Raw genomic sequence first — 14,068 nt, forward strand, 5'->3', positions numbered from 1 at the left:
TCGTAGCGGCGCCGTGGCGGATCCCCGACGCGCCGGAGCGGCGCCGGTGACGGGTGGACCGGAGCTGATCCGGTACCTCTGTGCGGGCGCCGGCGGTTCCGAGCTCGGGCGCGCGGCGGTGGTCGCCCTGGGCGACCGGCCTGCGCGAGCGATGGCGGACGACTCGAGCACGGCGGACCGGCGACTGCCGAGTGGCACGCCGGCAGGAGTACCACCATCGTCCGTTATCCCTAACAAAAAGGTGATCATTACACAGAGAACCAAGGAACAACACTGACCACAGGGAACCCCGGGGCGACGTCCTCGTGGGGGAGGAGCGGCGCGGCGGTCACCGCCACGCGTCCGGACAGCCTGGGGGGAGTGCGGTCCTGGCAGGCTGACCGGGCCCGCCCTCCGCGCGGGCCGTCGCCGGGGAGGCCGCCGTGGATCGCTCGCTGTACCGCACCGCGGCATCCCGCGAGGCGGTCCGTGCGTGGTGCGAGGGCCGGCTGGCCGAGTGGCCGACGGCGCACGAGCGGTCGGAGCTGGACACCCGGTTGGGCGCCACGCACCTGGTCGTCGCCGGCCAGGGCGAGACGACCGTGCTGTACCTGCCCGGGACGAACGTCAGCGCAGCCACCAGCCTGCCGGTGCTGTCGGCGCTGGCCGCCGGTCGCCGGGTCGTCGCCGCCGACGTGCCGGGTCAGCCGGGGCTCTCGGCCGGCGTGCGCCCGTCCGGTGACCGCCTGGCCGGCTACGGCGCCTGGGTCGGGGAACTGGTGGCTCACCTGCACGCCGGCCGCCTGGTCCTGGTGGGGCACTCCCTGGGGGCGGCGATCGCCCTGGCCGCCGAGCCGGACGGTGTGGCCGGGCTGGTCCTGGTCGACCCGGCCGGGGTCGTCCGGCTGCGGGTCGGGGCGTCCGTGCTCGCCGCGACCGTGCCCTGGCTGCTGCGGCCGACCACCGCGCGCAGCGCCCGCCTGGTGCGGCAGCTGCACGGGTCCGGACGTCACCGGGCGGACGACGAGGTCGAGTGGATGACGCTGGTCGCCCGCAGCACCCGGACGTCCGCGGCTCCCGGTCCGCTGCCGGCGTCGGTGCTGCGGCGCTGGCGAAGGACACCGCGGGCGGTGCTCTCCGGTGAGCGCGACTGCTTCCTGCCCGTGCCGCGTCTCCGGGACGCCGTCCGCCGCCACCTCGACGTGGAACTGCAGGTGCTGCCCGGGACCGGTCACATGGCGCCCGACGAGCAGCCGGAGGCGATCGTCGCGGCCGTGGACGCGCTCGGAGGACGCGGCGCCGGTGCCGGGTGAGCGCGCCACTCGTCCGGCATGACCCCGTCGTCGCGGCGCGGTGGAGGAGCGCTCAGGGGGCGGGATCCCGGACGCTACTTGACATAATGTGCATTATCGGCGCGACGGATGGGGTGCTCGGGAAGGGGTTCGAGGCCGGTCGCCGGGCCGGCCTCGTGTCACCGACGGATCCGTCGCATCGCGTCGACGTGCATCGTGCCGACGACACCAGTGGACGTCCACGAGCGACGGCGACGTGTGGCCGGATCCCGCCCGCGGGATCCGGCGACCCCAGCACTCGGCGACCCCAGCACTCGGCGACCCCAGCACTCGACGACCCCAGCACTCGACGACCCCAGCACCCGGCGACCCCGGCTGGCGGTTCGGCGCCCGTCGCCTCACGCGCCGGCTCGTCGAGGCACCCGGCTCCATCCGGCGGCTGGGCCCCGACCCGGAGTGCCGACGTCCTGGACCCGAGACGACGTCACGACCGGGCGTGCACACCGTTGTCGGCCCACTCCCCTCGACCTCCTCGATCACCCGTCATTGCGTCACCGTGACGTAATGACGGTGGTGTCGGCGGCTTCGACGGGCGGTGTGCCCGGTGCCTGCTTAGGGTCGGGTGCATGGAACTCCGACGTCCGCTCGCCGCCCTCCTGACCGCGCTGGCGCTGTTCGGGGGCGGCGCGACGGTGACCGCCTGCCAGGCCGCCGGGGACGGGCAGAACGACGGCACGACCGACGACAACAGCAGCAACGACAGCGGCGACGACCCGTCCGAGGACTCCCAGGACAACCTGCCCGACAACAGCAACGAGGACCAGGGCAACCCCGAGGACCAGGACGACGACACGCAGGACCCGGACTGACCCCGGACTGATCCGGACGGCGGCGGCCGGGGAACGGGTCGGCGGTCGGGTCAGCCGGCGCGCTCGGTGACCCAGAGCCGGTCGAGGCGGCCGGTGGAGTGCAGCAGGTCGGCCAGGGACCGCTCGAGCTCGGCCTTGGTGTGGCGCTCGCCGAGCAGGGTCTGCACGTCCTCGAGGGCGCAGCGGAGCTGGAACAGCCGGTCCTGCAGGCCGTCGAGGTCGGCGCGCTTGACGAGCACGACGTCGTCGGACAGGCCCGCCTTGGCCGTCGCCGACCGCTGCTCGTAGGCCCGCTGACGGCACGCCTGCCCGCAGTAGAGCCGGGGGCGGCCCACCGACCCGGCCTGGGGCAGGACGCGGCTGCACCAGCCGCACCGGCGGTCGGTACCGCTCCCCTGCCCCGCTGTGCGGGGCGCCGGCGCCGGGTGCGTCGTCACCGGGCGCGCCGCCGTCTCCTCCACCGGGTGCTCGGCCGCTCGCTTCGTCGCCCGTGCCGTGCCGGCCTCCCTCGTCCTGACCGCCTTCCGGGCCGTGCGCGCGGCCGCGCCGCGGACCTGCTGTTCTGCCACGGACCGGACGCTAGACGGCACCACCGACAGTCCCGGGTGACACGCCCGGGTGAGGCTCCGGAAGGGGCGCGGCGGCGTGTCGGGGGCCGCCGCTAGCGTGTCGCCCGTGGTCTCCGCCCGGTTCGCCTACCTCGACGGGCCGACGCCGCTGGCGATGGCGCACCGGGGCGGCGCGATCGAGCACCTGGAGAACACCATGCCGGCCTTCGAGGCCTGCGTGGCGATGGGCTACCGCTACCTCGAGACCGACGTCCGGGTGACCGCCGACGGTGCGCTCGTCGTCTTCCACGACCCGACGCTGGACCGGGTCACCGACCGCACCGGCCGCATCGAGCACCTGACGTGGGCCGAGGTCGCGCAGGCCCGCATCGGGGGCCGCGAGCCGGTGCTGCGGCTGGAGGAGCTGCTCGGGGCCTGGCCCGACGTGCGGTTCAACCTCGACATCAAGGCCGCCGGGGTGCTGGCGCCGCTGGTGCGCACGGTGCGCCGGATGGGGATGACCGACCGGATCTGCCTGGGCTCGTTCTCCGACGCGCGGGTGGCGGCCGCCCGGCGGGTGTTCGGGCCGTCGGTGTGCACGTCGCTGGGCCCGCGCGGGGTGGCGGCGCTGCGGCTGTCGTCGTACTCGCCGCGGGCGGCCGGGCTGGTGCGCGTGCAGGCCGGGTGCGCCCAGGTGCCGCTGCAGCTGGGCGGGCGGGCGCTGGTCGACGAGCGGTTCGTCGCCGCGGCGCACGCCCGCGGCCTGCAGGTGCACGTGTGGACCGTCGACACCCCGGAGGAGACGACGGCGATGCTCGACCTCGGCGTCGACGGGATCATGACCGACCGCCCGGCGATGCTGAAGGAGATCCTGCGGACCCGCGGGCAGTGGGTGCCCCGGTGAGCCGGTGGGCGCGGTGGCTGCGCACCTGGCGGCCTCCGGCGCCCCCGCTGCCGGACCACCTCGAGCCGGGACTGCGCGGCGACGACCCCGAGTGGTTCGCCCGGCAGCTGGCGATCGCCGCCGCGCCGCCGTGGCCGGTCTGGCTGTTCCTGCTGCGCCGCTGCTCGTGGCTGGTCGAGCTGTTCGGCCGGATCGAGGTCACCGGCACCGTCCCGGAGGAGCTGCGCCGCGGGCCGCTGCTGCTGGCCGCCAACCACGTCGGCGACTTCGACCCCTTCGTGATCGCCGTGGCGCTGCACCGGCTCGGCGTCGTGCCGCGGATCATGGCCACCGGCGGGATCCTGAGCGCGCCGGTGGCCGGGCCGCTGCTGGAGCGCGCCGGCGGCATCCGGGTCGACCGCGGCACCTCGCTGGCCCGGCACGCGGTGCGGGTGACCGAGGTCGCGCTGGCGCACGGCGGGCACGTGGTGGCCTATCCCGAGGGCCGGGTCGGGCTCGCCCCCGACGGCTGGCCCGAGCGCGGCCGCACCGGCACGGCGCGGCTGGCCCTGGGCGTGCGGGTGCCGGTGCTCCCGGTCAGCCAGTGGGGGGCGCAGGAGGTGCTCGCCTACGCCGACGACGTCACCAAGCTGCGCACCCTGGCGCGCTCGCTGCTGCGGCGTCCGGTGCTGCGGGTGCACGTCGGCCCGCCGGTGGTCCTCGAGGACCTGGAGCCGGGCCGGGTCGGGGACGCCCACCGGGCGCGGGTGCGGATCGCCGCGGCGATCACCCGGGGGCTGGTGCCGCTGCGCGCGGCGGGCCCACCGACGGCGCCCGACCCCACCCGGCCGACGACGGGGGTCGCGGCCTTCCCCGGCGGGATCGTGCCGACGGACGTCCCGTGACCCGGCGCGGGACGGGACATCCCGTGACCGGCCGGTGCTGGAGTTGCCCGGCCCCGTTTGGCACCCTGCGCCGGTGACTCCCGACGTCGACGCAGCGCCCGCCGATCCCGCGCTGCGCCGCGAGCGCTTCGGCTGGTACTCCTACGACTGGGCGATGTCGGTGTTCAACACCAGCGTCACCACCGTCTTCCTGGGCCCGTACCTGACCAGCGTCGCCGAGGACGCCGCCGGCGCCGACGGGCGGCTGCCCTTCCTGGGGCTGTCGATCCCGCCGGGCAGCTGGTTCTCCTACGTGCTGTCGTTCTCGGTGGTCCTGCAGGTCGTCGTGCTGCCGCTGACCGGTGCCGTGGCCGACCGCAGCGGGCACAAGCGGCGGCTGCTCGGCGCGCTGGCCGGCCTGGGTGCGCTCGCGGCGACGTGCCTGTTCTTCGTCGCCGACGGGCGCTACCTGCTGGGGGCGGCGCTGTTCGTCGTCGCCAACGTCGCCTTCGGCGCGGCCACCGTCGTCTACTACTCCTGGCTGCCCGACCTGGCCTCCCCCGACGAGCGCGACGCCGTCTCCAGCCGCGGCTGGGCGTTCGGCTACGTCGGCGGGGCGCTGCTGCTCGCCGTCCACCTGGGCCTGTTCCTGGGCGCGGGGTCGCTGGGGCTGACCGAGGGCGAGGCGGTGCGCATCTGCCTGGCCACGGCCGGCCTGTGGTGGGGGCTGTTCACCCTGGTGACGGTCTCCCTGCTGCGCGACCGGCCGCCGGTGTCCGGGCACGGCGGCGCGGCCCCGAGCGGGTTCCGTCAGTTGTGGGCGACGCTGCGGGGGATGCGGGCGTTCCCGCTGACGCTGTGGTTCCTGGGCGCCTACCTGCTGTTCAACGACGGCGTGCAGACGGTGATCTCGCTGAGCGCCACCTACGCCAGCGAGGAGCTGGGGCTGTCGCAGTCGGTGCTCACCGGCGCCATCCTCATGGTGCAGGTGGTCGCCGTGTTCGGGGCGCTGGGGCTGGGCCGGGTGGCGGCCCGCTACGGCGCCCAGCGCACCGTGCTGGGCTGCCTGGTGGCCTGGACGGCGGTGCTGGTGGCGGCGTACTGGCTGCAGGAGGGCGCGGTGGCGCAGTTCTACGCGCTGGCCGCCGTCATCGGGCTGGTGCAGGGCGGCACCCAGGCGCTGTCCCGGTCGCTGTTCAGCCACCTCATCCCGGCCGGCCGGGAGGCGGAGTACTACAGCTTCTACGAGATCAGCGACCGCGGGACCAGCTGGCTGGGGCCGCTGGCGTTCGGCCTGACCTACCAGCTCACCGGCTCCTACCGGTACGCGATCATCAGCCTGGTGGTGTTCTTCGTGGCCGGGTTCGCGCTGCTGGCCCGGCTGCCGATGCGGCGCGCGGTCGTGGCCGCCGGCAACACCCCGCCCGAGCGGCTGTGAGCGGTCCGGCACCGGCGTCGGTGCCGGCGTCGGGGGACCGCCGCCGCTCCCCCGCCCCGGCGCACCTGCGCTTCTTCCACGGGCCGATGGACTGCGGCAAGTCCACCCTGGCGCTGCAGGTCGACCACAACCAGAGCCGGCAGGGCCGCTCGGGGCTGCTGCTGACCCAGGGCGACCGGTCGGCGCGGCCGCAGATCAGCTCCCGGGTGGGGCTGGCGCACGACGCGGTGGAGGTCGACGCCGCCACCGACCTGGTCCTGCTGGTGCGCGGCCGCTGGGCCGAGGGCACCCGGGTGGACTACCTCATCGTCGACGAGGCGCAGTTCCTCACCCCCGGGCAGGTCGACCAGCTCGCCGAGCTCGTCGACGCCTCGCACGTGGACGTGTACGCCTTCGGCCTGACCACCGACTTCCGCGCCCGGCTGTTCCCGGGCACCCAGCGGCTGCTGGAGGTCGCCGACGACGTGCAGCGCATCCAGGTGGAGGTGCTGTGCTGGTGCGGCGCGCCGGGGCTGCTCAACGCCCGCGTCGTCGACGGGCAGATGGTGCGCGAGGGCGCGACGGTCGTCGTCGCCGACACCGCCCCCACCCCGGTGCCCGAGACCGACCACACGCCCGGCCCGGAGGTGCACTACCAGGTGCTGTGCCGCCGGCACCACGTGCTCGGCCAGCTGGGACCCACCGCGGCCGGCCCCGGCCAGCTCGAGCTGCCCTGACCCCTCTCCGGGCGGCACGGCTCCCCCGTCCGGGGGGCGGTACGCGCCCCAATACCACTCCATGCGATGATGGGGAACCGACTCAGCGGAATCTATCCGCGAAATCCGTCGTTGGTCTCCTTGACTCCCCGCGCGGTGGGTACTGCCTGCTGCGACGAGGACACCTGACCGACACCACCAGCACGAGAGGACGGTGTGCCATGGGCGAGCGTTCCCTGCGGGGCAGCCGACTGGGCAGCGTCAGCTACGAGACCGAGCGGAACACCGCTCCGATCGAGCGCCAGTACGTCGAGTACAAGTGCCCCTCGGGCCACCAGTTCACCGTTCCCTTCGCCGACGACGCCGAGGTGCCCGACACCTGGGAGTGCAAGTTCGACGGGGCGGCGGCCAAGCTGGTCGGCGGCGCCGAGCCCGCCCCCAAGAAGGTCAAGCCGCCGCGGACCCACTGGGACATGCTGCTGGAGCGCCGCTCCGTGGAGGACCTCGAGGAGGTCCTGGCCGAGCGCCTCGAGGTGCTGCGCGGCCGGCGGACCCGCGCCAGCTGAGACGGATCCCCTGCACGACCCCTGCACGACCCGGACGGCCCCGGTGGGACACCCCACCGGGGCCGTTCCGCGTCCGGGGACCGGTGGGTCCCCGGCGCCGCTGGTCAGCCGCGGGGGCCGGTGTCCACGACGTCGCCGGCGACCTCGCCCTCGATCACCCGGGTGGCACCCGACGGGCGCGGGATGGTCGCGCCGGGCACGCGGGCGCTGCGCACCCGCACCGGCCCCGCGGGGACCAGCCCCAGCCGGGCGGCGATGCCGCGACCGACGGCGGCGCGCACCAGCGGGCGGGTGACCGGCAGCAGGCACAGCAGCCCGACCAGGTCGCCGAGGAACCCCGGCAGCACCATCAGCACCCCGCCGACGGCGACCAGCCCGGCGTCGGAGGCCGTCAGGCCTCGCTGCAGGGTCCCGCCGCGAGCCTGCGAGCGGTGGAGGGCAGCGAGGTCCTTCATCTGGCGGGCGAGCAGCGCCCAGCCGAGCACGGTGGTGGCCAGCGCGGCCAGCACCGTCGCGCCCACCCCGATCCAGCTCGCGACCAGTACGAAGACGGCGATCTCGGCGAGGGCCCACAGCCCCGCCAGCAGCCGGACCCGGCGTCCTGCGGCTCGTCCCACGGTGTGTCTCTCCCCGGCCCGCTGCGCGGGCGGCCCGGGCCCGCCTACCGGGCCTCGCTGGACCGCCCGCCGTCGCGGACCCGTCCCGGTACGGCGCGGCGGACCCGTCCCGGCAGCCGGTCGGCCAGCCGGTCCTGCAGGCCCCACCACGTGACCCGTACCAATGCCTCCTCAACGATCGAGGCGGTCATCTTGCTCCGCCCGAACTCGCGTTCGCTGAAGGTGATCGGCACCTCGGTCACCCGGGCGCCCGCGCGCACCGCCCGCCAGGCCCAGTCGACCTGGAAGCAGTAGCCCTGGCTGGCCACCTCCTCGAAGGGCAGCCGGTCGACCAGCTCCCCGCGCACCGCGCGGAACCCGCCGGTGGCGTCGGCCAGCGGCAGCCGCAGCGCCCAGCGGGTGTAGAGGTTGCCCACCCGCGACAGCAGCAGCCGCCGCCGCGGCCAGTCCTCCACCCGCCCGCCGGGCACCCAGCGGGAGCCCAGCACCAGGTCGGCGTCGGCGAGCGCGGCCAGCAGCAGCGGCAGCTGCTCGGGGTGGTGGGAGCCGTCGGCGTCCATCTCGACCAGCACGTCGTAGCCACGCCCGCGGCCCCACCGGAACCCGGCGACGTAGGCCGGGCCCAGCCCGGACTTCTCCGTGCGCCGCAGCACGTGCACGCGGGCGTCCTCGGCGGCCAGCTTCTCGGCGAGCTCGCCGGTGCCGTCGGGTGAGCCGTCGTCGACCACCAGGGCGTGCGCGGTGGGGACGGCGGCGTGCAGCCGGTCCAGGACCGCCTCGAGGTTCTCCACCTCGTCGTAGGTGGGGACGACGACGAGGACCCGCGGCCCGGCGCTCACCGGCGGCTCCGGCGGGTGCTCCGGCGGGTGCTCAGCGCGGGGACGGCGACGGCGAGCACCGCGCCGGCGCCGAGCGCGGTCAGCACCCACTCCGGGGCGGCGCCGAGGCGCTGGGCGAGGGTGGTGGAGTCGCGCTGGGCGACCTCCTCGACGAACACCGCGGGGGTGAACAGCTCCGAGCGGCGGACCAGGGAGCCGTCGGGGGCCACGACCGCGGAGATGCCGCTGGTGGCGGCGACGACGACGGTGCGGCCGAACTCCACGGCCCGCAGCCGGCTGGCGGCCAGTTGCTGCTCGCTCTCGTCGGTGTAGCCGAAGGTGGCGTTGTTGGTCTGGACCACCAGCATGCCGGCGCCGGCCTCCACAGTGTCGGCGACGAGGGAGTCATAGACCACCTCGAAGCAGATGACGTCGCCGACCCGCGCGCCGCCCATGTCCAGCACCCCGACCTCGGTGCCGGAGGTGAAGTCGCGGCGGACGAGGTCGACCTTGTCGCTGAAGAAGCGGAAGAAGTCGCGGGCGGGCACGTACTCGGCCAGCGGCACCGGGTGGCGCTTGACGTAGGTCTGCCCCGGCCCGGTCCGCGGGTCCCACACGATCCCGGTGTTGGACAGGTACTCGCCGGGGCCCTCCACGACCGCGCCGACCAGCAGCGGCGCGCCGATCGCCGCGGCGGCGCGGCTGATCTGCGCCGCGGCGTCGGCGTTGGTGTAGGGGTCGATGTCGGAGCTGTTCTCCGGCCAGACGACCAGGTCCGGCTGCGCCCGCTCGCCGGCGGCGACGGCCTCGGCGAGCTCCAGGGTGCGCTGCACGTGGTTGTCCAGCACCGCCCGGCGGCGGGCGTTGAACTCCAGCCCGGCCTCGGGCACGTCGCCCTGGATCACCGCGACGGTGCGGGTCGGGCCGCCGTCGGTGAGCGAGGGGCCGGGCAGCGGCAGCCACGCGGCGGCGCCGAGCAGGGGGACCACCGCCGCGCCCGCCAGCGCCGCGGCCGCCGCCCGCCGGGCCGGCCGGCGGCCCTCGGGGGCGGCGCTGCGGACCCGGGCCAGAGCCAGCACCGCGGCGGCCAGCAGCGTGCCGGTCAGCGCGACCGCGAAGGAGACCAGCGGCACCCCGCCGTAGGCGGCCAGGGCGAGCAGCGGCCCGTCGGTCTGGCTGGTGCCCAGCCGGCCCCAGGGGAACCCGCCGAGTGGGACGCGGCCGCGCAGCGCCTCGTCGGCCACCCACAGCGCCGCGGTCCACAGCGGCCACCAGCGCAGCCGGGACACCGCCGCCGTCGCCGCGCCCAGGGCGGCGAGGAACAGCGCCTGGGAGACGGCCAGCGCTAACCAGGGGAAGGCGCCGACGTAGACGCCGGTCCACGACAGCAGGGGCACGAAGAACGCCAGCCCGCACACCAGGCCCAGCCAGGCGCCGACCCGGGCGCGCTGCCCGTGCACGGCCAGCGCGAGCGCCGCCGGGCCCAGCACCGCCAGCGGCAGCACCGCGTACCCGGGGAAGGCCAGCAGCGCCGCGAGCCCGCCGGCGGCGGCCAGCACGGTGCGTCCGGCCAGCCCCCGCCACGACGGCCAGCCCGGGGTCGCCCGCCGGGGGCGCTCGGGTGCGCCGGAGGCGGCGTCGAGCGTGCCCGCCGCGGCTGCTGGTGGCACCGCTGTCCTCCCCGCGACGTCGTGCCGCGGACCCGCGGCTGGCGCTCGCACCCGGGCACGGCCGCGGGCGCGGACCACGGCGTGGTCCACCGACCAGCATCCCATCCCGCGGTGCCGGACCGGGCGCACGACCGGCGGCGGTCCCCCGTGCGTGCGGTGACCGCACCCGGGGCGTCCCCCCGCTACAGCGACAGGACCTCACCGGCCACGACCAGCTGCGCGCAGCGCGGCCGGGCCCGCGAGCCCAGCACCGCGGCCAGCGCGGCGTCGGTGGCCCACAGCGCCAGGTCCGCCGGTGCGCCGACCGCCAGCGGCCCGGCCGGGGTCTCGGCGCGCACGGCGTGCCAGCCGCCGTGGGTGGCCGCGTCGAAGGCGTCGAAGGGGCGCAGGCCCGCGCCGGGGGTGCGGTGGTCGACCGCGGCGTGCACCCCGCCCCACGGGTCCAGCGGGGTCACCGGGGCGTCGCTGCCCAGCGCGAGCGCGACGCCGGCGTCGGCGAGGTCGGCGAACGGGTTGGTCGCCAGCGCCCGCGCCACCCCCAGCCGCTCGGCGTACATGCCCGCGTCCCCGCCCCAGGCGGCGTCGAAGGCCGGCTGCACGCTGGCCACCATCCCCCAGGCCCGCATCCGCTCCACCGCCTCCGGCCCGGCCATCTCCACGTGCTCGAGGCGGTGCCGGCAGGCGCGCACCGCGGCGGGGCCGAGCTCGGCGACCACCGCGCCGACGGCGTCGAGCACCTGGTCGACGGCGGCGTCGCCGATGCAGTGGAAGCCCGCCTGCACGCCGGCCACCGTGCACGCGCGGACGTGGTCGACCAGCGAGGCGGTGTCGAAGCGCAGCGCCCCGGCGGTGTCGGGGCGGTCGTGGTAGGGGCTGCCCAGCGCCGCGGTGTGCGACCCCAGGGCGCCGTCGCAGAACAGGTCGCCGCCGGCGCCGGCCAGGCCGAGCTCGGCGACCAGGTCCAGCCCGCCCCGCTCGGCGAGCTCCCCCCAGTAGCCGACCACCCGCGGTCCGGGGCGGTCGGCGGCCAGGGCCAGCAGCGCGCGCAGGTCCGCGGCGCTGGACACCTCCGGGCCGGCCATCTCGTGCACGGTGCCGATGCCCAGCCGGGCGGCCTCGGCCAGCGTGGCGGCCTGCGCGGCGGCGCGCTGCGGGCCGCTCACCGCGCCGTAGGCGGCCTGCCGGGCGGCGTGGTGGGCGTCCAGCCGCAGCTGCCCGTCGGCGGAGAACCCGGGCAGCGCGTCGATGCCGGGCACCCGGTCCAGCAGCGCGGTGGACACCGTGGCCGAGTGCACGTCGACCCGCGCCAGGTACGCCGGGCGGTCCCCGACGACGGCGTCGAGGTCGGCGCGGGTCAGGCCGCGGCCCTCCGGCCAGCCGGTCTCGTCCCAGCCGGTGCCCAGCAGCACCCCGGGCGGGGCGCCGACCGCGGCCGCCGTGACGGCGGCCAGCGCGTCGGCGAGGCTCGACCTCGAGTGGAGGTCGAGACCGGTCAGCGCCAGCCCGGTGGCGGTGGCGTGCACGTAGGCGTCGACGAACGCCGGGGTCAGCAGCGCACCGTCGCCGGGCAGCACCCGCCCGGCGGCCGGGGCGTCGCCGGCCGCGCCGAGCCAGGCGATCCGCCCGCCGACGACGTGCACCGCCCGGCCGGGACGGTCGCCGACGGTGACGTCGCGGACCAGCAGGTCCGGCGGGGTGGTCATGGCGGTGAGCATGACGGCGCCCCGGGACCGCCCCCGCCCCGGGTGGCTCCTGCTCCGGGTGGCTCCTGCTCCGGGTGGCTCCTGCTCCGGGTGGCCGGGGGCGGACAGCGGCGGTAGGCAGGACCGGTGCCCGACGGGGAGCTGCTGACCACCCGGTTGCGGCTGCGCGCGTGGACCACCGGCCGCGACGACCTGGCCCGGCTCACCGACCTCTACGCCCGCCCCGAGGTCACCCGCTGGCTCGGCGGTACCCCCTCGGTGGGGCCGGTGGAGCTGGTCGGCCGGTGGGCCGAGGTGACCCGCGCCGACCCGCGCTTCGGGTGCTGGGCGATCGAGGTCCGCGGCGAGCCGCCCGTCGTCGCCGGCACCGTGCTGCTCAAGCCGCTGCCCGACGGCGTCGGGGAGGTGGAGGTGGGCTGGCACCTGCACCCGGACTGCTGGGGCCGCGGCTACGCCACCGAGGCCGCGCGGGCGGTGGTGGAGCGGGCCTTCGGCGCCGGCCTGCCCGAGGTCTACGCGGTCGTCCGGCCCGGCAACACCGCCTCGGTCGCCGTCTGCCGGCGGCTGGGCATGCAGCCGCTGGGCCGCCTGCGCCGCTGGTACGACGTCGAGCTGGAGGCCTTCCGGCTCATGGCCCCGCCGGTGGTCGACTGACCCGTCAGTCCCCGGCCCCGACCTGTGCGACACAGGCCGCCACCGCGGCGTCGGAGGCGGCCTGCCGGGCGCCGACCTCCGCGTCGCTCAGCTCGCCGGGAGAGGCGATCCCGTCCGCGGGGGTGACGCTGACGCCGCCGTCGCCGTACACCTCGACGGTGATCCCCTGCGGGGCGAGGCACGCGGCGAGGACCTCGCGGACGGCGGGGTCGGTGAAGACGGCCTCGCCCAGCTCCCAGGCGGCGTACCGCGAGGACTCGTAGGTGAGCGTGATCCCGCGCAGCACGGTGGGGAACGACCCGCCCCGGACGATCTCGACCGTCTCCGCGCCGGCGACCGGCGGTGCCGCCACCTCGGCCACCAGGGCGCCCTCGGAGCCGGTCAGGTCCGTCCACACGTGGCCGATCGAGCGGTCGGGCAGGCGGACGGTCCCCGGCGAGTACCGCGCGCGGTCGCCGGGCTCACCGACGACGGCCAGCACCGGGACCGGGCCGGTGGTGTCGAGCAGCGACACGACCGCGTCCTCGGTGAACCGCTCGGGCGGGGCGAGCACCGTGAGCTCGGCGGGCGTGGCGCCGGCCGGGCCGCCGAACCAGGAGGCGACGCCCTGTCCCTGGTCGGCCCCCACGACGAGCGCCCAGCGGCGCCCGCCGGGCAGGTCGCCGGCGAACAGCACCTGCCGGCTCCCGGCCGGCGGGTTGAGCGCGGCGCCGTCGGCGCCCAGCGGCGCGGACCACTCGAGCGCCGCGACCCCGGCGACGAACGCGGCGTCGCCGGCGAGGGAACCGCGGGTCGGGAGGTCGGGGAGCACGGGGGCCGCCTGCACGGGAGGGCCCTCGGCGGCCTGGCCGGGGACGGGGCCGGCGTCGGGGAGGACCGCCGGCACCACCCCGGCCAGCACGGCGAGCAGCACCGCGACCCCGGCCCACGTCGCCCGCGCCCGCCGCTGCCGGCGGGACAGCGCGATCACGGCGTCGGCGGTGTCCACGCCCCGCGGCGCGGCGGCCTCCGCGGCCAGGCGCGCCAGGGCGTCCCGGACGTCGTGGTCGTCGAGGGCCAGGTCGGTCACGACGGGTTCCCATCGGTCAGGCGGGCGGTCCGGGGGCGCAGCGCCGCACGCACGGCCGCCAGGCCCCGGGCGGTGTAGGAGCGGACGGTGCTGGTCGAGCAGCGCAGCACCCGGGCGGTCTCGGTCTCGGTGAGGGCCTCGTGGAACCGCAGGACCAGCACGGCACGGACCCGCGGGGAGAGCAGGTCCAGCGCCCGCCCCAGCTCGTCGCCCAGCGCGTGGGCGTCCTGCCAGTCCCCGACGGGGACGTCGGGCAGCGTCCCGATCACCTGCTCGCCGTGCCACAGCCGGCGCCGCCGGCTGAGGTGGCAGTGACGAGCAGCCGGCGGACGCAGGCGATCGTGACGTCGTCCCGATCCGCGCCCATGCGCCCCCTTCCCGAG

At 76.8% G+C, this 14,068-nt stretch carries 15 protein-coding genes; 8 read left to right on the plus strand and 7 right to left on the minus strand.

The window, feature by feature from the left end:
- Nucleotides 1–422 precede the first annotated feature (422 nt).
- Nucleotides 423–1,292 carry an alpha/beta fold hydrolase gene (locus tag ACI780_RS14555; protein ID WP_457003723.1) on the plus strand — a complete coding sequence of 290 codons (870 nt, stop codon included), beginning with the start codon at nucleotides 423–425 and terminating at the stop codon, nucleotides 1,290–1,292.
- Between the two features lie 605 nt (nucleotides 1,293–1,897).
- Complete coding sequence (locus tag ACI780_RS14560) at nucleotides 1,898–2,140, plus strand: hypothetical protein (protein WP_089403824.1); 243 nt, start codon at nucleotides 1,898–1,900, stop codon at nucleotides 2,138–2,140.
- Between the two features lie 50 nt (nucleotides 2,141–2,190).
- Here the strand turns inward: ACI780_RS14560 and ACI780_RS14565 are convergent, their stop codons facing one another.
- The gene (locus tag ACI780_RS14565) at nucleotides 2,191–2,709 is read right to left on the minus strand and encodes a hypothetical protein (protein WP_457003725.1); all 519 of its coding nucleotides are present in this window, start codon (nucleotides 2,707–2,709) and stop codon (nucleotides 2,191–2,193) included.
- 106 nt (nucleotides 2,710–2,815) lie between these two features.
- On the opposite strand from ACI780_RS14565, the gene ACI780_RS14570 reads away from it, so the two are divergent.
- From ACI780_RS14570 to ACI780_RS14590, 5 genes are all read left to right on the plus strand, one after another.
- A complete protein-coding gene (locus ACI780_RS14570; protein WP_456872657.1) occupies nucleotides 2,816–3,592 on the plus strand; it encodes a glycerophosphodiester phosphodiesterase in 777 nt (258 codons plus the stop codon).
- Nucleotides 3,589–4,476, plus strand: coding sequence for a lysophospholipid acyltransferase family protein (locus ACI780_RS14575; protein WP_457003727.1), 888 nt, complete (start codon nucleotides 3,589–3,591; stop codon nucleotides 4,474–4,476). Before ACI780_RS14570 ends, ACI780_RS14575 begins: the two co-directional genes overlap by 4 nt.
- A gap of 73 nt (nucleotides 4,477–4,549) precedes the next feature.
- A complete protein-coding gene (locus tag ACI780_RS14580; RefSeq protein ID WP_456872655.1) occupies nucleotides 4,550–5,893 on the plus strand; it encodes an MFS transporter in 1,344 nt (447 codons plus the stop codon).
- On the plus strand, nucleotides 5,890–6,609 hold the full coding sequence (locus tag ACI780_RS14585) for a thymidine kinase (protein WP_457003730.1): 720 nt from the start codon (nucleotides 5,890–5,892) through the stop codon (nucleotides 6,607–6,609). The genes ACI780_RS14580 and ACI780_RS14585 overlap by 4 nt, the downstream gene beginning before the upstream one ends.
- Nucleotides 6,610–6,809: 200 nt before the next feature.
- Nucleotides 6,810–7,154 carry an RNA polymerase-binding protein RbpA gene (locus ACI780_RS14590; protein ID WP_073419820.1) on the plus strand — a complete coding sequence of 115 codons (345 nt, stop codon included), beginning with the start codon at nucleotides 6,810–6,812 and terminating at the stop codon, nucleotides 7,152–7,154.
- Between the two features lie 104 nt (nucleotides 7,155–7,258).
- Here the strand turns inward: ACI780_RS14590 and ACI780_RS14595 are convergent, their stop codons facing one another.
- The 4 genes from ACI780_RS14595 to ACI780_RS14610 all read right to left on the minus strand — a co-directional run bounded on the left by ACI780_RS14595 (nucleotide 7,259) and on the right by ACI780_RS14610 (nucleotide 11,962).
- Entirely contained in the window at nucleotides 7,259–7,771 is a 513-nt protein-coding gene (locus tag ACI780_RS14595) for an FxsA family protein (protein ID WP_456872653.1), read from the minus strand.
- Nucleotides 7,772–7,815: 44 nt separating this feature from the next.
- On the minus strand, nucleotides 7,816–8,610 hold the full coding sequence (locus ACI780_RS14600) for a polyprenol monophosphomannose synthase (protein ID WP_457003733.1): 795 nt from the start codon (nucleotides 8,608–8,610) through the stop codon (nucleotides 7,816–7,818).
- Entirely contained in the window at nucleotides 8,607–10,259 is a 1,653-nt protein-coding gene (gene lnt / locus ACI780_RS14605) for an apolipoprotein N-acyltransferase (RefSeq protein WP_457003735.1), read from the minus strand. The genes ACI780_RS14600 and lnt overlap by 4 nt, the downstream gene beginning before the upstream one ends.
- Before the next feature lie 182 nt (nucleotides 10,260–10,441).
- Nucleotides 10,442–11,962, minus strand: a complete 1,521-nt coding sequence (locus ACI780_RS14610) for an amidohydrolase (RefSeq protein WP_457003737.1) — start codon at nucleotides 11,960–11,962, stop codon at nucleotides 10,442–10,444.
- A gap of 126 nt (nucleotides 11,963–12,088) precedes the next feature.
- On the opposite strand from ACI780_RS14610, the gene ACI780_RS14615 reads away from it, so the two are divergent.
- The gene (locus ACI780_RS14615) at nucleotides 12,089–12,616 is read left to right on the plus strand and encodes a GNAT family N-acetyltransferase (RefSeq protein WP_457003739.1); all 528 of its coding nucleotides are present in this window, start codon (nucleotides 12,089–12,091) and stop codon (nucleotides 12,614–12,616) included.
- A 4-nt stretch (nucleotides 12,617–12,620) separates the two neighbouring features.
- On the opposite strand, the gene ACI780_RS14620 is transcribed toward ACI780_RS14615, so the two are convergent.
- Complete coding sequence (locus tag ACI780_RS14620) at nucleotides 12,621–13,685, minus strand: hypothetical protein (protein WP_457003741.1); 1,065 nt, start codon at nucleotides 13,683–13,685, stop codon at nucleotides 12,621–12,623.
- Nucleotides 13,682–13,954, minus strand: coding sequence for a sigma factor-like helix-turn-helix DNA-binding protein (locus ACI780_RS14625; protein WP_457003743.1), 273 nt, complete (start codon nucleotides 13,952–13,954; stop codon nucleotides 13,682–13,684). Before ACI780_RS14625 ends, ACI780_RS14620 begins: the two co-directional genes overlap by 4 nt.
- Nucleotides 13,955–14,068: the final 114 nt, after the last annotated feature.

The sequence above is a fragment of the Geodermatophilus sp. SYSU D00814 genome (assembly GCF_054050055.1).